We start from the raw sequence: 22,606 nt of genomic DNA, 5'->3' as shown, positions 1-22,606 counted from the left end.
TATCGTACAACCCGTTTCCATTCTGGTTGGCGACGAAGCGTACCTTATCCCCCCTTGACGACGTTAAGCGTCATGTTCGGCGACAGGACGGGGGCACCGTAAATAACCGATTGCCAGCCGCTTGACGGCCATATTTGGGTGCTATTCTTCATTACTTTTACCCGTACGCCATCCGCTCCGCTACCCGAATTGACCATTTGTATAGCACTGCTCGCACTTAGCGCAATTTGACCGTCTTCAGGCGCGATCCACGTCCGAACCGCATCGCTGCCTTCCGGCGCTTGAACATTCTCTCCTACTCCCAAATACGTCGTGCCATTCCGCCACATTTTCCAAGGCGCATACGTACCCATCAGCTTCGTGTACGCGCTCCCGTCTGCCCTTTCATACTCCCATACCGGTCCTTGGGCGATGATTCCGAAATCCCTGGAAGCTTCGTACTTCCTCGGCGCGACGGATACCGTTCCGCTCGTTGCATTTGCGGCGGCGTAAACCGGACTCACGTTACCGTTTCGATCCTCGGTTTCGATTTTATAATAATAGGTCGTTTCGCTCTGAAGCTCCTGCTTGTCGTTAAAGCTTGTCGTCTCAGCTTCGCCGACCATGTAGCGATAGGAGGGAACGAAGGTTGGGCTCGTCGAACGATAGATGTTGTAGTGGCTGATCCCCGATCCCGAATCCGCCGCCCCGTTCCAACTCAGGGAGATACCGTTTAGGCCGCCGTTCCATGCTGCCGTTCCGCCTGTAGGTGCCGTCGGGGCGGTCGTATCCAGTACGCCGAGAATCGTATCCGTATCCGATCCCGTCGCGGTGCGCCAAGCCGCCAGCGAAGTATAACGCGTACCATACCGCGAAGCCTCGAAGGCGGTGCCGCTTCCGCTGTATATCCGGTTTGCGTTTATCGTATCGATCTCGGCGCCGGTGCCGATCGCATAAGTCTTTGTGCCGGCCACTCCGTTCGCCAGAACGATTTGATTATTTTGAAAGGCATTTCCCGACCAGTTATCACCCATGGAGGAGTCTATACTGTTAATTGCGCTTGTATTCACTTTGTCCACGACGATCAGATTTTTCTCTATGACCAAATTTTTTGTACCCGAGTATCTGCCCGTATCGACCGTAAAATCGCTGACGGCGATTTGGCCGACTCCGATCGAACTCCCGCCCCGATTGCCCTTCACGATGTTGTTCGTGATTCTCGAATTGATGTTCGCCATCGTTGTAATTCCGTTGCCTTTATTATCGTGAGCATAATTGTATTGCAGGTTGATGTACTCATTGGACCAATCGATATTTAATCCCGATCCGTCAAACCCTGTGTGGCTATCGGACATGTTGTATACTTCGTTGAACATGACATCCATATAAGAGCTCGCTACGGGCCAGATCCCTCCCGGTCCCCATGTCACTCCCGTTCCCGTGTACTGCCCTCCGTCGTGAACGATATTCCATTTTATCGCGCCATGATTGCCGTTACCGATCACGATCCCCTGATTGCCGAGCAGATACGCCGTATTGTTCAATACCTTCACATTGTAAAACAATGCCGAGCTCTTTAAGTTGTCGGACAGCGCCGTATCCCATCCGCCCGTGCCAATCGCTCTCCACCCCAAATTATAAATCTCGTTATCGCGAATCACGATATTCCTCGCAACCTCGCTATGCTTCTCCGTGGGATACTCCGCAGAGATTAATATTCCTTCCGAATTGCTGTTGATCCCGGGTCCGCGTACGCGATTTCCCTCGATAATCACGTTAGACCAGGTGCCCTCGCTGTTATAGGACACGACAATCCCACGGTTGATCGGCTCCGAACTAACTAACGGATTCGTCGTCGTACACTCGATATCCAAACCGGAAATCACCCATCCGCCCTCATTCTGCAAACTGACGACGGCCTGCGCGGAGGATCTGACCAATGGTTTGTTCCCGCTTCCGTAAGAAGACATCTTAATCGGCTGAAGCGCGGTCCCCGAACCGTGCAGATAAACATTTTCATTCCAGGTGTCCCCTGACTTCAATAAAATCTGGTCGCCGGGATTAAACGTATAGGTCGATACTTTGGCCAATGTCTTCCACGGCGACGCGGAGCTTGTACCGTTATTGCTGTCGTTGCCGGAAGAAGAGCTGACGTAAAATGTCGTTGCCGTCGAGGCATACGATTTCTCCGGGAGGACTAATGAACAAAAGATCAAGGCTAACGATAGGAAAAGCAATAGGGGACTTTTCAGCAACTGAACTCCTCCTTAGATGAGATCACTTCATTGCAAGCGCTTGCAAAACGTATTCTGACATACCTGCTCTCGTTTTTCGATGTGTTAATCCACCTTTGCAGCATGTCTTATTTTGCGTTGTTTGTAATCGACGGGGGGATTGTCCGACATGCTTCTTAAACAACTTGCTGAAGTGGGCATAATCGTCGTAGCCGACCATTCGCGCTACTTCATAAAGCGAGATGTCTTTCTCCAGCAATGCAATGGCCACATCAAGCCTCTTCTGAATTAAATAGTTGATGAAGCTTAATCCTTTCTCTTGCTTGAACAGATGGCTTAAATAATTCGGACTGATAAAATACTTTTGCGCCAGCTCCTTCAGCGATATTCGATGCGCATACAGACGGTCCAGTTCTCGCGTGATCTCTTCGACGATGAGATGAGCGTTCGAATCGTCCGGTTTTTTCTTTTGTTCAGCGATCATCATCGCTATATCTTCAAGAAGATCGTGCGGATTCCCGTAATGCAGAACGAATTCTTGCGCCGAATTGGAATCTATGGCGTCAACGTCGTGCAAAGACAAGTTCGCGATCGCCGACACGAAGAGATTATAGAGTTCGGCAAGACCGCTGAGGTGAATGCGGCCGGTGTCGATTCCTTTATGGACGTCGATCAACGCTAATTCTAAATGTTCCAGCCTCGACGCTTTCCCGATTCGCTCTCTCAATGCGGGGATATCGGCATTTACTTGAACACGATAACGGTACACGCCGACTTTTCCATTCAAAGCGGACGTTTCGGACATCATGTTCGATTGATGATACAATCGACTCACTTTTCCAGCCGAATCGCTACATACGCTTAAACCGACATCCCATCCGCGCGCCTTCGTTCGGCGAACGACGTCTTTGTATACGCTGCAATAGACGTTCGGGCTTAGCTCCGGAACCCCTAACAGATATCCCCATTTTGATGGACTGAATTGCCCGCTCCTGAAGGAGACCCCATATTGCAGCAACATAGATTGAAACGGTTGAAGCGCTTCGGCCGCGATCTCTGAACCGCTCTTTATAATCGCGAACATAAAGCGATGGTGCTCTTGGAACGGCAACCCGAATCCCGCGAAGCCTTCGAGCATGCGCCGAATCGTGTAATCCTTTTCGATTCCTTCCATGAACCTCATAGACTGATCGGCTACGATTCGGGCTTCAAGTTCTTTTGCCTTCTCCGCCAGACTCCGCAGACATCTTCCCAGCGTCAGCTGGAGCTCTTCTACGTTAACCGGCTTGAGCAAATAGTGGAAACATCCCCTTTCAATCGCTTGCTGCGCATAAGAGAACTCGCTATAAGCGCTCATAAACACAACTAACGTGTCGGGAGAAACCCGCTTTACGAACGACAAGAGATCAAGTCCGCTTTTCCCCGGCATTCGGATATCGCTGATCAAGACGTCTATTTGATGGCGTTTTAATAGGCTCTCGGCCGCGTATGCATCGTTAACCTTTGCTATAATACGAAAGCCAGTTTCTTCCCAATCGATTATCCTTTCCATGTCTTTTAAAATCCATGGTTCGTCGTCTACAAGCAATATGTTATAAATGGCCGTCATCCTCCCTGATGCTGAGCGGAACTTTAATCGTCACGACAGTGCCTTTGTCAATCCAACTCTTCATGGTTAATCCGTATTGCTTGCCGTAATAAATTTGAATTCTCTTATGAATGTTGACTAAACCGATTCCTTGTCCCAGATTGCCGCCATCGGATGCCGAAGACGTCGTTTCGCCCGATAGCGTGGCATGCAATCGTGCCAATTTCTCTTCGTTCATCCCCACTCCGTTATCCATCACTTTGATGAGAATTTCGTCCCTATTCGTCCTTATGGCATGGATCTTGATGATCCATCGTCCGTTTTTTCCCTCAAGACCGTGGAATAACGAATTCTCTATCAACGGCTGCAAGATCAACTTCACGATGTATTGACTCCTAAGAATCGGTTCCATCGCTATTTTGAACTGCAGCCGATCGCCAAACCTAATTTTTTGAATAGCGATATACGTGTCTAAGTGCTCGAGCTCTCTAAACAGAAGAACGTATTCGTCGGTACGGGTTATGTATCGGAAATAAGAAACGAGATTGTCGATTGCTGCAGCCACTTCTTTTTTTGGCATTGGACAATGACATCCCCCCGAATGGAATGAAGGACATTGTACAAAAAATGCGCATTGATCTGGCTTTGCAGACCATTGAGTTGAAAGAGCTGCTTGTCCATTTCGGTTTCGTGAAGCTGCTGCTGCGACTGAAGCAGATGCTCCGTCAGCTTTTTGATCTGATCCAACATGTTGTTATAGTGGTCCTGGATGACGGTGATCTCGTTCTTATAACCAAATCTCAATTTGGCGTCAAAATCGCCGCTCGCCGCGCTGTCGAAAGCATCCGCTATTTTGGTAATCGGATGCGTCAACCGGATATTAAAAGATACGACAATGAGAATGACGATAAAGATCATCAGGACGATCGCCCCAATTAAGGTATAGGGGATCACCGTCGCTCTTTCCACCAACTTATCGGTATTGATCAGGGCAATGAACTTCCAGCCCAGACTTTTGATTGGAATCGATCGATACAAGTATTTCGTTTGATCGATGCGGATGTTGGAGACGCCCTCGTCTGTCATTTTCGCCGAAAGCGATTGGATCTTCGAATAATCAAGCTGACTCGTCGAGGAACCGATCAAATCGTCGTTCTCGTTCACGATGTAAAGATACGCTTTATCCTTCCAGTTTCCCGTTTGCAAAATTTGACGTATCCAATCAATATCGAGCTGCATAACCCCAATGTATAGACCTTTCAGATAACTATTTTGCTGCACCGATTTGATTTGCCTGAAGGCAAGCAGTGCCTTCTCGTCTTTTATCGTTTCGAGAGGTGGGGATATTTGGATCTGGGACTTCACTAGATTGGCTTGCTGCTTGTTGCGAATATAATCCATCATCGTCCCGGTCATAAGTTGGCCCGTAGAGACGATTCGAAAATCTTCGGAGTTAATCATTCCGACGCCCCTGATCGTCGGATCCAATGACATGTACGCGTTTAAGTTCCGGAGCAGCGCATCCGATTCTTGCCATGATAAATTGTCGAGCATGATCTGTTGTACGTTTCGGTTATAAAAGATGGACTTGGACAACAAATCCACCCTATTAAAATACTCGTCAAAGCGGTCGTTGGTTTGAATCACGAACCGATCAACGCCGTCGAGCGCATTCTGCTTCATGATATGGATGTACGAGAAATAGCCCACCGAGCCTAACAGGATAATGGGCAATACGGCAATGCAAATATTCGTCACGATCATACGGTAACTCAATCTATATTTCTGGGTATAGGAGATGATCTGCCTGAACACCAAAGCCTCCGATTGTCGATCATGAGAGATGTTGGTTTCTGTAACCGCCTTCATCCTAACATATTTACATCGCCTCTCCCATGTATAATTTACCTGAGAAAGCTTGTCGTTTTGTGTGAATCACCTTAACGAACATAGAAACGTGTTAACTCGAAACTAAATGCCGGCGAGAATAGACGCAATTGGAGAAATGATGAAAAAAGGCTCCAGCCCTTAGGAGCTGGAACCCTTAAAATCCTTAATCGTAATGGTGCCGAGGACGGGGGTCGAACCCGTACGATGGTCACCCATCGCAGGATTTTAAGTCCTGTGCGTCTGCCAATTCCGCCACCCCGGCATGTTTTCCGCATGAACATGCGGTTTTAAACGATTCGTTTATAGCGAGGTTTCTCGCCTCAGCGTACGGGACGCCGTATAAAGATCACGTTGCCCCATCCGCAGTCGTTTTAAGCTATCTCGTTAAGTCGACGTTTTTCATTGTACTATGCGCGAGGCGACGCGTCAAACGTAAAATAAAAAAAGCACAAAAATAGCCGACTATAGGTTTGTCAGAATTCCAATGAGTATACCAAGTATCGCACAAGCTATGCCGCCAACCATTAACGAAAACCCGGCAACGTCACGTTGATATTTCTTTTTAACAACGTAACCAAGGATGACCGCGACCGCTCCGAAAAGAATCGGAACAAAGACTAACGACACCGCAGCAGCTGCCCATCCAATAATAAGGCTCGCAATTGGCGGCGATTTTTCGCGCGGCATGGCTGCGGGCTCATTAACGTTCGCATCTGTATTCAATGGATAACCCTCCCGTTTATTTCCAGTATAAACGAGAATATCGCCCTTCGACAAGATTCAACGTAAACCAACCTATAACAAAAACGCCCCTTATCATCATTTTCGACCGATTGGACGAAAAAAAACGAAAGGAGACGTAAATTACTTCGATATGTATTGCTCGCGAAGATCGGCGTACAAGCTGCTGCTAAATTCCTCGCTGTGGTGGGCCCTGAGGGACTCGAACCCCCGACCAATCGGTTATGAGCCGACAGCTCTAACCACTGAGCTAAGGGCCCTCGTCATGATCCTACGAGGAAGCTAAAATTGGTTGCGGGGGCAGGATTTGAACCTGCGGCCTTCGGGTTATGAGCCCGACGAGCTACCGGGCTGCTCCACCCCGCGTCGTTAAACGATCAAGTGTCCCTCAATGGCGACAAGAATTAATATACCGCATAAAGAGATCATCCGTCAAGGAAAAATCGCTATTCTTTTTGATTTTTTTCCGGATTTTTCAGTTGCTCCGTCTCCGAAGCGGCACCGGCTTCCTTCTCTGCCATCTCTGCGAGCTTTTGAAGCAAGATATGCTGCGGCATATGCATGAGATGCTCGATCGGCACCTTCAGGTGCGCGGCCAGCTTTTGCGCGGTATCCGCGGACAGCGGCGTTCTCCTCATTTGCTACCCCTCCAGTCCTATGAACAGGTTACATCAAGCGGATGGTAACCGCCATCCTTTGTCGACGATAACACAGCAAGAGGACCCGCCGCAACCCTCGCCTGCTACGGGTCCTCCTAAACGCGGTTATGGCATATACCTAACGCCGAATTTTCCTTTTCTCGAACGGTACACTTCGACTTCCCGCGGCATTTCGACGCCGAACAACCAGCCGTCGTTTTCGATACGGCGCACGAGGCATCCCGCCTGGAATTTGCTATCGTAGAGCCGCGACCAGTACACCCACTTCATCCCTTATCCGTCCCTCCGGAATGTGGTCGTTATGGGTATAGGATGCTCGTTTCGAAAGCGATTTAACCCCGGGCGTGCCGGCTAAGCTCCGCCGCTTATTCTCCCGCGGCAGCCCGGAGGATGTTTTTCATGCCCGATTGAGCGGCGTCCCGGTAGGGTTGCAGCTCGCCGGACAGATCCCCCCTTCGGATTCTGCTTGATCTTCTGCAGCAGCTCGTTGCCTTTGCGATCCCATTCAGCGAGCGCCTCGTCGATCGTCTTCTTTCCGTCCGCAGCCTCCTGAAACAAATAACTGCCGAGCTCCGAAATGAGATTGAGGTTCGGGCGTTCGCGGTACAGCTCCTGATCGGCTTCGCTGACCTCGTCGGTATACGCCTTCACGTTGGTAAACGCCTCGATCCGGTAGGTCGCTCCGTCCTTGGGCTGGATGAACTTTTGACGGACGCTCAGCTCGCCTTGGCTCCTTGCCTTGAACTTCGCCACTTCTTCGCTATTCAGATGCTTGATGAACGCCCATGCATCGTCCGGGTTCGCGCTCTTGGCATTGATCGACGCGAGATTGCCGAGGTACAAGCCCCCCTGAATTTCCGCCTTCGGCCTGCGGCGCCGTGACGACGTCCCAGTCGACGGCTTTGGCATCTTTCATCCTGCTTACGTTTTTGTTGTAATTGATCAGGTCGTTAACCATGTAGTAGCTGCCCACCGTCATGGCGATCTTGCCCCCCGATAAATCCGTTGCCTTGATAAGGGTTGTAGGCGGCGACGCTTCCGTCGCTCGATGCCATGGCGGCGCTAGCCTGCACGTCTTCCGCGTGCGGGATCACCTTGTCTTTGTACAGCTGAATCGGCTTGGCCCACGCGTCCGACCAGGCCTTCGTATGCACGGTCATCTTCTCGCCGGCGGCATCGAAAATGCGCATCTTCGAGGCGCCCCCGTTAGAGGCTTGCACGTCGTAGAAGCTGACTCCGCCTCCGTAGTTATTGAACGCAAATCCGTATATGGCGTCCTTATCCTTGCCGCTCTTCAAGGACTGAGCGAGCGAGAAAATCTCGTTCCAGGTCATTCCGTCGGTGGGCGGAGCGATCTTGGCGTCGGCGAACAATTGTTTATTGTAAAACAATGCGCTGCTCGAAAAGGTCGGGGCCAGCCCGTAAATTTGTCCGTCCCCTTGGGATTTGATCGTATCGATAACGGCCGGCAAAAAGTCGTCAAGGTTCATCTTGTCCTGCTTGATATAATCGTCGAGCGGCTTGAGCAGGTTTTCCGAAGACAACTTTTTCATCGAGACGATATCGGTCATGACGACGTCGGCGGGGTTGTCCCCCCGTGAGCAGCTCCTTGAATTTCGCTTGCGGGTCGATATCCTGCTTTTTGCGCTCTTCTTCGGTCGCGAACTGCATATCGGTATAGTCGATTCCGTAAACGAACTCGATGTCGATATTCCCGTGGTCTACCTCGAACATGTCGGTCATCTGCTGCCGGTAATAGGATTCGCTCTCCTTGCTCCCGTACATCATCCCGATCCGCAGCGTTCTGCGTTCCTTGTCGTTGCTCTCCGGCCCATCCGTACAGGCGCCAAGCGCGGGTATGGCTACCAGCAGCGAAGCCAGCGCGAAACCCCAGCTTTTGTTTAATTTATTCCTCATTGTTTAGTCCCCCTTCTGTTCCCTTAAGCGGCAATATATTCCGTCCATGGTCAAAAAAAAGCGCGATCAGCTCTTCGATGACTGATCGCGCAAAGTTAGTAAGTCCTGATGGAAAGCGAAAGTCGCAGCATAAAAGATGATTTTAAAAGTTCAAGTCAGTCCAGCGGTCTTACTACTCCGCCGCCGCCGTATACGTCGCCGCCGATGCCGGGATCAAACTGGCCTTTCGGGTTCAGCTTGATTTTCTGCAGCATGTCGTTTCCTTTTTCCTCGTACTCCTTGAGCGCTTCCTTTACGGAGAGCTTGCCGCTCAGCACCTGCTGGAATTCGGAGCTGCCGAGTTGGTTGATAAAGTTCAGGTTCGGACGCTCCTGCAGAAGCTTGGCGTCGGCCAGGGATTGCTGCGGCGCCGGCTTGAGCTGCGTGAAGGCGTCGATGTTGTAGCTCATGCCGTCGCGCGGCTTGATGAACGACTTGCGCGCCGTCATCTCGTAGCTGCTGCGGGACTTCAGCTTCGCCCAGTCCTCGCCGTTCATGAACTTGACGAATTCCCAGGCATCGTCAGGGTTGGCGGCCTTCGCGTTGATGCTCGTCAGCGCGCTTAGCGTGATGTTCGTGCCGATGCCGGCCGCTTCGTTGACGAATTGAGGCACCGTCACGACGTCCCAGTCGAGCTTCGTCATTTTCAACTTTTCATAGTTTTTGTTGTACGTTTCGAGATCGTTCAGCATGTAGTATTGTCCGAGCACCATCGCCATTTTGCCGGAGAAGAAAAGCTGGTTCTGGTAAGGATTGTAAACCTGACCGCCGTCGCCGCCGACGACGACGTCTTTGCTTTGCGCCTCGTAAATTTTTTGCATGTCTTCCTGCGTCGGCACGACATGCTTCTTGTACAGGTCGGCGATCGTCGTCCATACCTTTTCCCATTGCGGCGTATTGACGAGCATCTTTTCGCCCTTCTCGTCGTATACGCGCAAGCCCAGCGGCGCCGCATACTGCGTCATGTCGGAGAAGCCGTCGCTCGCTCCCCATTGGTTAAAGGAAAAGCCGAACGTCGCGTCCTTGCCGCCCTTGCCGTCGCCGAACCGCTTGGCCAGGCTGATCACTTCGTCCCAGCTCATGCCGTCGCGAGGCGGCTCGATATTGTTTTTCTGGAACAGCGTCTTGTTGTAGAACAGCGCCGAAGGCACGAAGGTCGGCGTCAGGGCGTACAGCTGATTGTCGCCGACTTCCTTGATGCCGTCGATGACCGAAGGCACGTAGTCGGTCAGATCGATCTTGTCTTCCTTAATGAGCGGATCGAGCGGTTTCAGCATGTTTTCCTGGACGAGCTGGCTCAGCATCGCCGTGGAGTCGACGATCATGACGTCGACCGGATTGGCGCCCGTCATGATTTCTTTGACCTTCGCAAGCTGGTCGACGTTTTGCTGCTTGTCGGGCGCCTCGAACTGCTGCTCCGTCCAGTCGATCGCGGGGACGAGCTCGATATCGATATTTTTATGCGTATATTCGAATAGGTCGGTATACTGCTGGCGATAGTACGATTCGTCCTGGGAGCTGCCGTACATCATCCCGATACGCAGCGTACGGCGGTTGTTCGGGTCCTCCTCGTTCTTGTCGTTGCACGCCGCCAGCAGCGGCACGAGCAAGCTCAGCGTCAGGCCGCCGGCCACGACGCGTCTTACGGTTTTCTTTCTTTGGTCCATCATGCGGATTCCCCCCTCGTTTGATTTGGGCGCGCGGATGACGATCTTGTCTCCGTCGAACTCCATCGTTGCCTTGTCTCCGATCTCGAGCTGCTTCAAATATTCCTTGGGCACCTGCAGCCGTCCGACGCGGTCGACGACGACGAACGCTTCGTGCACGTCGTCGTTCACGCCCACGCCGCTGAGCGGCGGCGCGCCGTCCAAGTTCGGATTGCGCTTGATGAACTCGGTGCTCGTCAATCCGTCGCGGATCGCGACGACGCGGTCGACCTTGCCGGCGAGCGACAGGTCGTGCGTGACGATGACGATCGTCAGGCCCATCTCGCGGTTGAACTTGCGGAAAATGTCCATGATGATGTCGGACGTCCGCGAGTCGACCGAGCCCGTAGGTTCGTCGGCGAGCAGCATCTTCGGGCGGTTGGACAGCGAGATCGCGATCGCGACCCGCTGCTGCTCCCCGCCCGACAGCTGCGTCAGCTTGTTGTGCATCCGGTCCTTGAGCCCGACCCACTCCAGCAGCTGCTTGGCATAAGCCCGGTCGACCTTGCCGTTGAACATCATCGGCATTTCTACGTTCTCGAGCGCCGACAAATACGGCAGCAGATTGCGCGCGTTGTTCTGCCAGATGAAGCCGACGGTCTCTCGCTTGTACTTCACCAGATCATGGTCGGACACCTTGAGCAAGTCCCAAGGTCCGACCCGCACCTGGCCGGCGGACGGCCGGTCCAGTCCGCCGAGGATGTTGAGCAGGGTCGACTTGCCGCTGCCGCTGTTGCCGATGATCGCCATCATCTCGCCGTCCTTGACGGACAGGTTGAGCCCCTGCAGGGCGACGACCTCCAGATCGTCGGTCTTGTAAATTTTGACGAGTCCTTCGCAATCGATCATGGATTAGCGCTCCTCTCCCAGCTTGACGGCCTGATGGACGCGCAAGCGGCGGATATGGGTAACCAGCATCAGGATGCCGATCAGCATCATGAAGGCGACCACGATATACAGGCGATAGGTGTCCGTCTGCTCGAAAATGACGCGGAACGGAGGCACCTGGCCGGCCGTATTGTCCGTGGTCTGCAGGAACGGCAGGAACAGCAGACTCGAAAGCTTGCCGATACCGATGCCGAGCCCGATCGACAGACCGGCCGTGAACACCTGCTCGAGCAGCAGCATGCCGGTCAACTGGCGCCTGGACAATCCCATCGCGCGCAGGATGCCGATCTGCACGATCCGCCCCGACAGGTTAAAGAACCAATAAAGGATGTAACCGGACAGCGTGACGATAATCGTGACCATGAAGCCGAGGCTCAGGATGCCGAACACGCCGCCCCGGGCCGGATGCTTGCTCTGCGCGATCAGATCGCTGCGGGCGTCGGAGATCGACGCGATCTCGACGCCCTTTTCTTGCAGCGCCGGGATGAGCGGCGCCGTCTTGGCGTCGGGCTCCATCTTGAGCCAGACGTCGTAAGGCATGAGCGGCATGTTGTCGTACAGGTAATCCAGATTGGCGACCAGGAACGGAGATTCGTCCGGGTACTGCGCCGGCCAGTAAGGGAGCGACGCCGCGATGATGAACGGGATCTTCTGGTCCTGCAGGATCGCGTCGATCTGGTCGCCGGGCTTCAGGTTGTATTTTTTGGCCAGGTTGCTGGAGACCAGGGCGTAGCCCGCGGACCTGCCCATGACGGCCAAGTACTTGTAAAAGCCCGCCGGGTACAAATCTTTGCGGAACCAGGCGACCCGCGCGAAGTCGACGTTGTCGATGCCGACGACGGTCGCTTGGCCGGCGGTTCGGTCGGCGACCGTGAGGCTCGCCTTCGCCTGAAGCACCCGTGCCGCATGCACGACGCCCGGCAGTTCCCGGAACGTCTCGAACGGCGGCTCGTTGTAATTGATCTTGGTCGGCAGCGGGCGCGATTGCCCGCCGCCTCCGCCGCCGGAGCCCCCGCCCGATCCCCCCGCCCGATCCGCCACCGGAACCGCCGCCGCTTCCGCCGCCCGATCCGCCGCCGGACGGCTGCGACACTTCGGCATTGCCTTCCCAGGCGGCCGAGATGACGACGTCCGCGCCGTGCTTGTAGAGGATTCTCTCCTCCGAGTTCAACCCGATCGTGCGGGCCGCGGACGCATTGTACACGCCGAGACCGAGCGTCAGGATGAGCAGAATCATGAGCGGATAATACGACTTGGCGGACCGCGACAGCTGCGTCAGCGTCAGGTAGAGCGGCACGGGCAGGAACGAACGGCCCAGCCAGCCGAATAGCGCCAGCAGCAGCGGAAACAGCCGCAGGAACACGAGACCCGCCGCGAAGATGCTGATCGCCGGCACGAAGAACAGAAACGGCTGTACGTTGAGCTGGTCGGTCGTCATGCCTGTCTTGAACGAGATCATCTGCCGCTCGTTGAACAGGTACCAGCCATAAGCCGCCACGCCTACGAGCACGACGTCGAGGAACCAGCGCTGCCAGAAGGGTCTTCGGTCGCCGCGCGCCATCTTGCGCTTGTAGTCGACGATCGACGTCCGGGTGAATACGAGCGCCGGGATGACCGCCGCGCCGATCGCGACGATGACGGCCGCCGCGCCGGCCAGCACGCTGTCTGACGAGAAGCCGACCGGGATCGACTTGCGGTTGACGAACTCGAGAAACCCGCTCGCCGAACCGATGCTCTTCGCCATGTACCAGCCGATGAACGGCCCAGTGACGAGCGCGACGACGCCGAGCAGGACGCCCTCGAGCAGGAAGAGCAGGAAAATCTGCCGCGTCCCCGCTCCCCGGCTGCGTAGCACCGCGATGTCGGAGCGCTGCTTTTCGAGCGACTGCTGCGCGTTCATCGTGATGAAGTAGAACACCATCGCGATCATCGGCGCAGCCAGCGTGAACAGCATCGTCTGAAGCTGTACGCTCTGCTTGCGGAATTCGCTCAGCATGTCGGCGAAGGAGATGATGACCTGCGTGTCCTTGAGCAGTTGATTCGCTTCGATGTCCGCCCGCGACAGCGTATGCGCGAGCGGCGTCAGCTGGCTCGTCTGGATGTTCCGCAGGTCGTAGGCCGAGTACCAGGCCGCGATCTGCAGCGGGATTTTCTGCTTCGCCACGAGATCCTCGAGCATGGCCGGCTCCGCGATGAACAGCGTGCCGAGCAGCGTATCGAGGCCTTGGTACCAGTACGCGGCCGAATCGGCCTTCGGCTTGAAGCTGCCGACGATCTCGACGCGCAGCGTCAGATTCAGGCCGCCGTAGATCGGGTAGAGTAGCACGTCGCCGACATGCAGGTCGAGGCGAAGCATCGCCTCCTCCATCATGACCGCCTGGATCGTGCCGTCCGAGCCCGCGCGGTCCGCGAACCACTGTCCGCCGGCCATCTCCACCTGATCCTTCAGGCCGCCGAAGGCCGAGATCGTCATCTTGCGCGTGCGGCTGGCGTCGACCTTGCCCGGATCCTCTGGCTGCACTTCGGCCGATTTGATCGTCAGACTCCGCTGGTCGGCTTCTTTGGGGAAGCCCACGCGCGCAGGCACGTCTTCATTAATATAGCGGTCGACCGCGGCGAAGTTCGCCGGATCGGTCTTGCCGTCGCTCGACTGGTAGCGGAAGAGCAGCGAGCCTGCCGGCAGCCCCTGGCTATTCTCCTTCAGCGAGCTTGCGACGACGCGCTTGAGCGCGCCGTCCGCGTACATCGGGATGCTCGTCGTGAAGGCGACGGCCACGAGCAGGCCCGCCAGCGTGCTGAGCGTGAGCCAGCGGGTGTTCCACATTTTGCGGAATAAAAACCGGATGAGCGCCATAGCTTAAGAGCCTACGACTTTCTGTCCCGGCGTCAGACCTGACAGCACTTCGATGTCGGTCGCCGTCTGCTGGCCGACCTCGATGTCCACCTCGCGCTTGCTGCCGTCGGCTTCGGCGACCTGCACGTACGTCCGCGCGCCCGCCGTTCGAAGCGTCGAACGCGGGATGACGACCGCATTCACCTTGCGGTCGACGACGATGGAAAAGCTGAGCGGCGTGCCGCGGGCCGCTCCCGCCGGCAGCTTCGCCACCGAGATCAGCAGGTAGTCGCTAAGATTCGTGACCTTCGGTCCCTGCGCGCCGCCGCCTCCATTCCCATTGTCTGCTTTGGGTACGGGCAGCGACTTGATCTTGCCCTTGACGGTGCCGGCGCTGTTGATATCGACGGTCGCCTCCATGCCGACCGCGACCTGCTGAAGATCGTCGGAAGCCATCTCGCCCGCGACGATCAGGCTGCTCGGATCGGCAAGGACGCACAGCGGATCGTATACTTTGATCGCCGCGCCCTCCTGGACGCTGACCGATACGACCGTACCGGAGAACGGCGCCGTCAGCACCGCGCTCGCGATGTCGGCCTCCAGGTCGCTGATTTTCTGCCGCGCCTCCTCGAACGCGATCTGCTTCTGCTCGAAGTCGATCGGGTCCATCTCGTCCTTGTCCCGCAGCGTCTGCTTCATTTGAAGCTCCTGCTGGCGGAACTGCAGCCGCTGGTCGCGCAGCTGCTTTTTCATGTCCTCGACGTCAAGCTCCGCAACGGTCTGGCCGGCCTTTACGACGTCGCCGGGCTGTATGTACAACTTTTTAAGACGCATGCCCTCCATCGCCTTGGCGGAGTAGTACAGCGTCTTCTCCTGCGTGGACAAAATTTTGCCCGAACCGGACACCGTCGTCTCGAGCGTCTTGGTCGTCACCTCGTATTCGGGCTTCTTCGAAATCTCCGGCAGTTGGATCTGCGACAGATCCTCCTCCTCGGGTTCGTCCGGCAGCAGCGAGCAGCCGGCCACGGCCGTGGACAGGGCGACGGCTGCCAGAATGCCCGCAGCGCGGCGCATGCCGCTTTTCTTTTTTAGCCTGCGACGAAGACGCCGTCCACCATTTCATAGACATGGTCTGCAACCTCCATAATCGTGGTATCGTGCGTGGTCATGCAGATCGTGACGTTTTCCGTGCGGACGATCTCCCGGAATACCGCCATGACCTGCGCCGCCATCTGCGAGTCGAGCTCCGCGGTCGGCTCGTCGGCCAGCAGCAAGCTTGGCCGATGCGCGATCGCCTTGGCGATCGCGACGCGCTGCTGCTCGCCGCCCGACATCTCGAAGGGCCGGTGATGCATCCGCTTTGCCAGCCCCACGAGCTCGAGGCAAGCGGTCACCCGGGACTTCCATTCGCTACGCGGCTTTTTTGGCCATTCGCAGGGACAGCTCGACATTCTCGTAGGCGGATAACAAAGGCATGAGGGCGTAGGCTTGGAAAATAAAGCCGATATCCTTGCGGCGGACCTCCGTCCGCTTGTCGTCGTTCCATTGGTGAAACGGCTTGCCTTGGAAAAAAATCTCTCCCTCTGTCGGCCTGTCGAGGCCCCCCATCAAATTCATCAGCGTCGTCTTCCCGGAGCCGGATCGGCCCTTCAGCATGATCAGCCGGTTCGGCTCGAGGGTCAGATTAATGCCCTTCAGCACGCGCAGCTTCTGTCCGCCGACGTCGAAGGACCGTTCCACGCCCTTGACGCTGAGGAGCGGCTGCCTCTCGGGAACATCCATTGCCTTTCCTCCCTCGGTCTTCCATCTTACAGTTCAACATTATAACGAGAGGTTTCGCGAAAAAGTTACGTCTTTAGATTAAATTTATGAGAAATCTGAAAAAATGCTGAAAGTTTTTTCGCCTTGTCGCGTTCGCGTGGCCCGCCTTCGTTTTTTTGCCCAAAGACTTTATAAGGAAGGGTATAATTGTGTATCATGAAGAAATAACCTGCAGCATAGAAAGGTCGGGTCGCCGTGGACAAAGCCGCCGAAACTAAAACATCATCTTCCAACTTCATTAAAAACATCGTCATCGACGATCTGGCAGCGGGCCGCGTCAAGGAAATCGTCACTCGCTTCCCGCCGGAGCCTAACGGCTATCTGCATATCGGCCATGCCAAGTCGATCTGCCTGAACTTCGAGCTCGCCGACGAATTCAAAGGCCGCACGAACTTGCGGTTCGACGACACGAACCCGGTCAAGGAAGACGTCGAATACGTCGAATCGATCAAGCAGGACGTCAAATGGCTCGGCTTCGATTGGGACGGCCTTTTCTTCGCGTCGGACTATTTCGGCGAAATGTACGAGCGCGCGCTCCTGCTGATCCGCAAGGGACTTGCCTACGTGGACGATCAGTCCGCCGACGAGATTCGGGAATCCCGCGGCACGCTGACCGAGCCGGGCAAGCCGAGCCCTTACCGCGATCGCTCTCCCGAGGACAATCTCGCGCTGTTCGAGCGTATGAAGAGGGGCGAGTTCGCGAACGGGGAAAAGGTGCTGCGCGCCAAGATCGACATGGCGTCGCCGAACGTCAACATGCGCGACCCGGTCATCTACCGGATCGTGCACGCGCACCATCACAATACCGGGGACGCCTGGTGCATCTATCCGATGTACGCCTTCGCGCATCCACTCGAGGATGCGATCGAGGGCGTCACCCACTCGATCTGCACGTTGGAGTTCGAGGATCAGCGGCCATTCTACGACTGGGTCGTCGCCGAGTGCGAGATGCCGAGCGTGCCGCGCCAGTATGAGTTCAACCGCCTGAACCTGACCAACACGGTCATGAGCAAGCGCAAGCTCAAGCAGCTCGTCGACGAGAAGGTCGTGGACGGCTGGGACGATCCGCGCATGCCGACCATATCGGGCCTTCGCCGCAAAGGCTATACGCCCGAAGCGATCCGCGCGTTCTGCCGCGAGATCGGCGTCGCCAAGAGCTACGGCGTCGTGGACGAGCGCATGCTCGAGCATTTTATCCGCGAGGACCTGAAGCTCAAGGCGCTGCGTACGATGGCCGTCCTTCGGCCGCTTAAGGTCGTCATCACGAACTATCCGGAAGGGCAGACCGAATGGCTTGAAGCGGAAAACAATTCGGAGAACGAAGAAATGGGCAGCCGCAGCATTCCATTTTCCCGCGAGATCTACATCGAGCAGGACGACTTCATGGAGGTCCCGCCAGCCAAGTACTTCCGCTTGTTCCCGGGCAACGAGGTTCGCCTCAAGCACGCTTACTTCATCAAATGCGAGGAAGTCGTGAAAAACGAGGCCGGCGAAGTCGTCGAGCTGCGCTGCACGTACGATCCGGAGACGAAGAGCGGCACCGGTTTCACAGGCCGCAAGGTCAAGGGCACGATTCACTGGATCGAAGCGTCGCATGCCGTGCCCGCCGATTTCCGTCTCTTCGAGCCGCTCATTCTGGACGAAACGGACGAGGACGCCGCCGAGGACAAGACCTTCCTCGAACGCATTAATCCGCAGTCGCTCGAGACGCTGTCCGGGTTCGTCGAGCCCGGCATGAAGGAAGCGGCCGCGCAGGAGAAATTCCAGTTTTTCCGTCACGGCTACTTCAACGTCGATCCGAAGGACAGCGCGCCGGGGCGGCCGGCGTTCAACCGGATCGTATCGCTCAAGAGCTCCTTCGACGCCGCCAAAGCCTGATCCGTTATGCGGTCTCTGGCCACTCCATAATCCGATTCAGCCCCTTCGCCGCCTTTGCGGCGGGGGCTTTTTCACTCCGCCTGACCTATATCAAAGGAGGTTCATTATGTCCCGCGACAAAGTCGTCCGCAGCCCGCTGTCTCTCCCGCTTCAATCGCTGCGCGCCGTAGCCATATCCGCCGCCGCGATCGCGCTTCTGGCCGGCTGCGGCGGCCCTTCCGGGTCCACCGCAGGGACCGCGCCGGCAAGCTCGTCGGTTTCCACGCCGGCGGCGACGCCCAGCGCTTCCCCGTCCGCCTCTCCCTCCGCCTCGGATTCGGCCGCGCCTTCGCCCGGCGCATCCGCTTCCGCTTCCTCCTCTCCTTCCGCGTCCGCTTCGCCTGCCGCCAATCCGACGGAGGGTTCCGCTTCTTCCGATTCGATCAAGGATCGGATCGCAAAAATGAGCCTCGAGGAGAAGATCGGACAGATGATTCTTGCCGGCTTCGAAGGCACCGCGGCGCCCGATGCCTCGACGCTGCGAATGATCCGGGAAGACCGTATCGGCGGCGTCATTCTGTACAAGGACAACATCGCCGACGCGTCGAAGACGGTCAAACTCATCAACGCGATCAAAGCAGCGAACGCCAAGGCGGGCAACGTGCCCATTTTCGTCAGCGTCGACCAGGAAGGCGGCAAGGTCAGCCGCCTGCCGTCCAGCTACAAAAAGATTCCCGAAGCGGCCGTCGTCGGGAAAACCGGCGACGAAAAGCTGGCGACGCGCATGGGCGAGCTGCTGGCGCGCGAGGTAAGCTCGGCCGGTTTCAACGTCGACTTTGCGCCGGTGCTCGATATTAACAGCAATCCGGACAACCCGGTAATCGGCACCCGCTCGTTCGGCACCACGGCCGATATCGCAACCCGGATGGGTCTGGCAGCCATGCGCGGCCTGCGCGAGGAAGGCGTCGTTTCCGTCGTCAAGCATTTTCCCGGCCACGGCGATACGGCGGTCGATTCGCATCTGGACCTGCCGGTGTTGAACAAGACCGCCGAGCAGCTGGCCAAGCTGGAGTGGGTGCCGTTTCAGGCGGCGATCGGAGAGCAGGCGGACGCCGTCATGGTCGCGCATATTTTGTTCCCGAAGATCGATCCGGACGCGCCCGCTTCGTTCTCTAAGGTGATCATCGGAGATCAGCTGCGCGGCAAGCTCGGCTACAAAGGCGTCGTCATCACCGACGATATGACGATGGGCGCGATTGCCAAGCACTACGATCTGGCGGACGCCGCCGTCAAGAGCGTGTCGGCTGGCAGCGACATCCTGCTCGTCGCGCACGGCTACGACGTCGAACGCAAAGTGTACAAGGCGCTGCTGAACGCAGTAAAGGGCGGAAAACTGACGGAGGCGCGAATCGACGAGAGCGTAACGCGTATCCTGACGCTAAAGTCGCGCTACAAATTAAGCGACGCGGCGACGGCGATGCCGGAGCTGCAAAAGCTGAACGCGGACATCGGGTCTTGGCTGGACGACGTGGCGAACGCGAACCGCTAGCAGAGGATGCCGTGCGACGGCCAAAAGTAATTTAAACAATCCGATTCGAAAAGGAGGCTCCGGCCGCATGTACCGCATCATGATCGTCGAGGACGACGAAAAAATCGGCGCACTGCTGCGGGATTACATCGGAAGGTACGGCTTTGAGACGCATGTCGCGAGCCGGTTCCGCGATCTCGCCGCCGAGTTTGAAGACGTCCGGCCTCACCTGCTGCTGCTGGACATTAACCTGCCGTACTTTGACGGCTACTACTGGTGCAGACAGATTCGCCTGCGATCGAATGTGCCGATCATTTTTCTGTCCGCGCGGTCCGGCGAGATGGACCAGGTCATGGCGATCGAAAACGGCGGCGACGACTACGTCGCGAAGCCGATCCCGCTCGATCTGCTCATGGCCAAAATCAAAAGCGCGCTGCGGCGCGCCTACGGCGAATACGCCGTCGGGCAAGCGCAGCCAGTCGGCGACACGGTCGCGGCCGGCAGCCTCGCGCTCGATATCGGCCGCAGCGAGATGTCTTGGCGCGGCGCGCGCGTGCCGCTCTCCAAAAACGAGCGGCAGCTCGCGCACGCCCTGCTTCGACAGGCCGGCCGCATCGTCTCGCGCGAGGAGCTGCTCGAGGCGCTGTGGGACGACGTCCAGTTCGTGGACGACAACACGCTCACGGTCAACGTCACCCGGCTTCGCCGAAAGCTGGAGGAGTTGGGCCTAAGAGACGCGATCGATACGATCCGGGGCCAGGGCTACCGCTTGCGGCCGGAGGCGGATTCGGACGATGAAGCCGGATCGGCGGCCGCCCATGACTGAGCGCGGCGGAGACGACTTACGGCCTTATACGTTCCGGGACTATTTGATCGACCGTCTCCCTCATATCGTCATCCTCGTCGTCGCCGTCCTGCTCGCGCTGACGTTCGTCCAGCTGTTGCTGTGGAACGTCGGCCTGCCGCTCTCCTGGGCCGACGCCGCCTACATCGCGCTGCTCGTCGCGCTCGTCGTCGCCGCTTGGCTGGCCGCCGGCTGGCTGCGTCGCAAGACGTTCGCGCGCGAGCTGGCCGAAGCCTGGCGGCAGGCGGCGGCGGGCGATGCGGCGGCTTCGCTCGCGCTCGCTTCTCCCGTTACGCGAGAGCAACGGGCGATGGCCGCGCTTATTGAGCGGCTGTACACGGTCCACGCGAACGAGCTGAGCGCCCTTCGCCGGCAGCAGGAGTTCCACCGCCATTTCACGGCGCGCTGGGTCCATCAGATGAAGACCCCGCTGTCCGTCATCGAGCTGCTCATGCAGCGGCATCCCGATCCGGACGGCGCGGCCGGACCGCGAGATACCGAACGCAGCGTCATGGAGGAGACCGACCGCCTGCGGCACGGTCTCGATATGATGCTGCACACGTCGAGGCTGGACAAGTTCGAGCTGGATGCGTCGTTTCGCGCCGTGTCCTTGTCCGACATCGCGCGCGCGACGCTCGGCGAATACAAGCGGTCTTTTATCCGGCGCTCGATTTTTCCCTCGCTCGAAGGCGACGCCGCGGTGGAGACGGATGCCAAGTGGCTCTCGTTCATTCTCGGCCAGCTCGTATCCAACGCGATCAAATACGCGAAAAAGGGCGAAAGCCCGCAGCGTCTCCTGATCCGGATCGAACAAAACCCGGACGGGTCGGCGCTTCTTCGCCTGACGGACGAGGGGATCGGCATCGCTCCCGAAGACCTGCCCCGGCTGTTCGAACCGTTTTTTACCGGGAGCAACGGCAGGCTGACCGGCGAGTCGACCGGCATGGGACTTTACCTTGCCAAGCAAGCTTGCGCGCGGCTCGGCATCGGCCTCCGCATCGACGCCGAACAGGGCGTAGGCACGACGGCTACGCTTGACTTTCGACCGTCCGGCATTCACCGCCTGACAGAAGAGCCTAACCGAACGTGACAACTTTGTAAGCTAAAGGCGCCGAAATTGAAAGCTAATTCGATGGGCCGGCCCTCCCGACGCCGCTATACTTGAGTCATACAGACAACAGGCAGGAGGGTTCACCCGCATGCAAGTGCTCAAAACGCAAGGATTGTCCAAAGTATACGGCGCCAAGGGCGGCGTCGCCTATCACGCGCTCGACCAGATCGACCTTTCCGTGGACAAAGGCGAGTTCGTCGGCATCATGGGCCCGTCGGGGAGCGGCAAAACGACGCTGCTTAACCTGCTCGCCACGATAGACAAGCCGACGTCCGGAACGCTCGAGATCGGCGGGACGAATCCCGTAAGCTTAAGCGAGCGGGATATCGCCTTGTTCCGCCGGCGCGAGCTCGGCTTCGTCTTCCAGGACTTCAACTTGCTCGATACGCTGCCGATCAAAGAAAATATCATCCTGCCGCTCGTGCTCGAAGGCGCGAAGCCGGCGGTCATCGAACAGAAGCTGCGCCCGATCGCCGAGCTGCTCGGCATCCAAAACATTTTAAGCAAGCGGACCTACGAAGTCTCCGGCGGTCAGAAGCAGCGGGCCGCAATCGCTCGCGCGATTATCCACGAACCTTCGCTGCTGCTCGCGGACGAGCTGACGGGCAACCTCGATTCCAAGTCCGCCAAGGACGTCATGAGCGCGCTTCAGGATCTGAACGATCGCCTGTCCGCGACCGTGCTGCTCGTGACGCACGATCCGTTCTCAGCGAGCTACTGCAAGCGCGTCCTGTTCATCAAGGACGGCAAGCTGTTTTCGGAGATTCGCCGCGGCGTGAACCGGCAGGCGTTTTTCCAGCAAATCTTGGATGCATTGAGCGTGCTGGGAGGGAATTTCGATGACGTTCCGTTCGCTCGCGCTTAGCAACGTCCGCGGCAATTGGCGCGCGTACAGCGCCTTTATTTTGAGCAGCGTGTTTTCCGTCCTGATCTTTTATCTCTACGCGGCATTTCTGTTTCATCCCGACGTC

Annotated in this window: 17 protein-coding genes, 3 tRNA genes and 4 pseudogenes; 5 read left to right on the top strand and 19 right to left on the bottom strand. The window is 56.8% G+C overall.

Annotation, left to right across the window (positions count from 1 at the left end):
* Positions 1-44: 44 nt before the first annotated feature.
* From OMP38_RS22615 to OMP38_RS34980, 18 genes and pseudogenes are all read right to left on the bottom strand, one after another.
* A complete protein-coding gene (locus OMP38_RS22615; RefSeq protein ID WP_277567125.1) occupies positions 45-1,640 on the bottom strand; it encodes a right-handed parallel beta-helix repeat-containing protein in 1,596 nt (531 codons plus the stop codon).
* 616 nt (positions 1,641-2,256) lie between these two features.
* On the bottom strand, positions 2,257-3,822 hold the full coding sequence (locus tag OMP38_RS22610; RefSeq protein ID WP_277567124.1) for a response regulator transcription factor: 1,566 nt from the start codon (positions 3,820-3,822) through the stop codon (positions 2,257-2,259).
* Entirely contained in the window at positions 3,806-4,183 is a 378-nt protein-coding gene (locus tag OMP38_RS22605; RefSeq protein ID WP_277567123.1) for a sensor histidine kinase, read from the bottom strand. The genes OMP38_RS22610 and OMP38_RS22605 overlap by 17 nt, the downstream gene beginning before the upstream one ends.
* A gap of 137 nt (positions 4,184-4,320) precedes the next feature.
* Complete coding sequence (locus OMP38_RS22600; RefSeq protein ID WP_277567122.1) at positions 4,321-5,670, bottom strand: cache domain-containing sensor histidine kinase; 1,350 nt, start codon at positions 5,668-5,670, stop codon at positions 4,321-4,323.
* A 194-nt stretch (positions 5,671-5,864) separates the two neighbouring features.
* Positions 5,865-5,953 (bottom strand) — tRNA-Leu (locus tag OMP38_RS22595).
* Positions 5,954-6,153: 200 nt separating this feature from the next.
* Entirely contained in the window at positions 6,154-6,414 is a 261-nt protein-coding gene (locus OMP38_RS22590; RefSeq protein ID WP_277567121.1) for a hypothetical protein, read from the bottom strand.
* 202 nt (positions 6,415-6,616) lie between these two features.
* Positions 6,617-6,692 (bottom strand) — tRNA-Ile (locus OMP38_RS22585).
* Positions 6,693-6,721: 29 nt separating this feature from the next.
* Positions 6,722-6,798 (bottom strand) — tRNA-Met (locus tag OMP38_RS22580).
* 80 nt (positions 6,799-6,878) lie between these two features.
* On the bottom strand, positions 6,879-7,070 hold the full coding sequence (locus OMP38_RS22575; protein WP_277567120.1) for a YycC family protein: 192 nt from the start codon (positions 7,068-7,070) through the stop codon (positions 6,879-6,881).
* A gap of 126 nt (positions 7,071-7,196) precedes the next feature.
* On the bottom strand, positions 7,197-7,361 hold the full coding sequence (locus OMP38_RS22570; RefSeq protein ID WP_177244241.1) for a hypothetical protein: 165 nt from the start codon (positions 7,359-7,361) through the stop codon (positions 7,197-7,199).
* A gap of 81 nt (positions 7,362-7,442) precedes the next feature.
* Positions 7,443-8,000 (bottom strand): type 2 periplasmic-binding domain-containing protein, encoded by a 558-nt coding sequence (locus OMP38_RS22565; RefSeq protein ID WP_277567119.1) that lies wholly within the window; start codon positions 7,998-8,000, stop codon positions 7,443-7,445.
* A 41-nt stretch (positions 8,001-8,041) separates the two neighbouring features.
* The gene (locus OMP38_RS22560; protein WP_277567118.1) at positions 8,042-8,644 is read right to left on the bottom strand and encodes an ABC transporter substrate-binding protein; all 603 of its coding nucleotides are present in this window, start codon (positions 8,642-8,644) and stop codon (positions 8,042-8,044) included.
* Positions 8,571-9,008 carry a hypothetical protein gene (locus OMP38_RS22555; protein WP_277567117.1) on the bottom strand — a complete coding sequence of 146 codons (438 nt, stop codon included), beginning with the start codon at positions 9,006-9,008 and terminating at the stop codon, positions 8,571-8,573. The genes OMP38_RS22560 and OMP38_RS22555 overlap by 74 nt, the downstream gene beginning before the upstream one ends.
* Before the next feature lie 155 nt (positions 9,009-9,163).
* Positions 9,164-10,549, bottom strand: a pseudogene (locus OMP38_RS22550) (extracellular solute-binding protein); the annotation flags it as partial.
* Positions 10,550-10,726: 177 nt separating this feature from the next.
* Positions 10,727-11,602: pseudogene (locus OMP38_RS22545) on the bottom strand (ABC transporter ATP-binding protein); the annotation flags it as partial.
* Positions 11,603-11,605: 3 nt separating this feature from the next.
* Positions 11,606-14,495 (bottom strand): annotated as a pseudogene (locus tag OMP38_RS22540) (ABC transporter permease).
* A 3-nt stretch (positions 14,496-14,498) separates the two neighbouring features.
* Positions 14,499-15,548 (bottom strand): efflux RND transporter periplasmic adaptor subunit, encoded by a 1,050-nt coding sequence (locus tag OMP38_RS22535; protein ID WP_338130611.1) that lies wholly within the window; start codon positions 15,546-15,548, stop codon positions 14,499-14,501.
* A gap of 14 nt (positions 15,549-15,562) precedes the next feature.
* Positions 15,563-16,130, bottom strand: a pseudogene (locus OMP38_RS34980) (ABC transporter ATP-binding protein).
* A 360-nt stretch (positions 16,131-16,490) separates the two neighbouring features.
* On the opposite strand from OMP38_RS34980, the gene OMP38_RS22525 reads away from it, so the two are divergent.
* Complete coding sequence (locus OMP38_RS22525; RefSeq protein WP_277567116.1) at positions 16,491-18,173, top strand: glutamine--tRNA ligase/YqeY domain fusion protein; 1,683 nt, start codon at positions 16,491-16,493, stop codon at positions 18,171-18,173.
* A gap of 150 nt (positions 18,174-18,323) precedes the next feature.
* Here OMP38_RS22525 and OMP38_RS22520 read toward each other — a convergent pair whose 3' ends face one another.
* Complete coding sequence (locus OMP38_RS22520) at positions 18,324-18,599, bottom strand: hypothetical protein (protein ID WP_277567115.1); 276 nt, start codon at positions 18,597-18,599, stop codon at positions 18,324-18,326.
* A gap of 16 nt (positions 18,600-18,615) precedes the next feature.
* Between OMP38_RS22520 and nagZ the strand changes: the two genes are divergently transcribed.
* The 4 genes from nagZ to OMP38_RS22500 all read left to right on the top strand — a co-directional run bounded on the left by nagZ (position 18,616) and on the right by OMP38_RS22500 (position 22,500).
* The gene (gene nagZ / locus OMP38_RS22515) at positions 18,616-19,701 is read left to right on the top strand and encodes a beta-N-acetylhexosaminidase (protein WP_277567114.1); all 1,086 of its coding nucleotides are present in this window, start codon (positions 18,616-18,618) and stop codon (positions 19,699-19,701) included.
* A 67-nt stretch (positions 19,702-19,768) separates the two neighbouring features.
* Entirely contained in the window at positions 19,769-20,506 is a 738-nt protein-coding gene (locus OMP38_RS22510) for a response regulator transcription factor (RefSeq protein ID WP_277567113.1), read from the top strand.
* On the top strand, positions 20,475-21,614 hold the full coding sequence (locus tag OMP38_RS22505) for a sensor histidine kinase (protein WP_277567112.1): 1,140 nt from the start codon (positions 20,475-20,477) through the stop codon (positions 21,612-21,614). The genes OMP38_RS22510 and OMP38_RS22505 overlap by 32 nt, the downstream gene beginning before the upstream one ends.
* 109 nt (positions 21,615-21,723) lie before the next feature.
* Positions 21,724-22,500, top strand: coding sequence for an ABC transporter ATP-binding protein (locus tag OMP38_RS22500; protein ID WP_277567111.1), 777 nt, complete (start codon positions 21,724-21,726; stop codon positions 22,498-22,500).
* Positions 22,501-22,606: the final 106 nt, after the last annotated feature.

Origin of the sequence: Cohnella ginsengisoli (assembly GCF_029525555.1) — a bacterium.
GTDB classification, from domain to species: domain Bacteria; phylum Bacillota; class Bacilli; order Paenibacillales; family Paenibacillaceae; genus Cohnella; species Cohnella ginsengisoli.
This window is presented reverse-complemented; position numbering and strand designations above follow the sequence as displayed.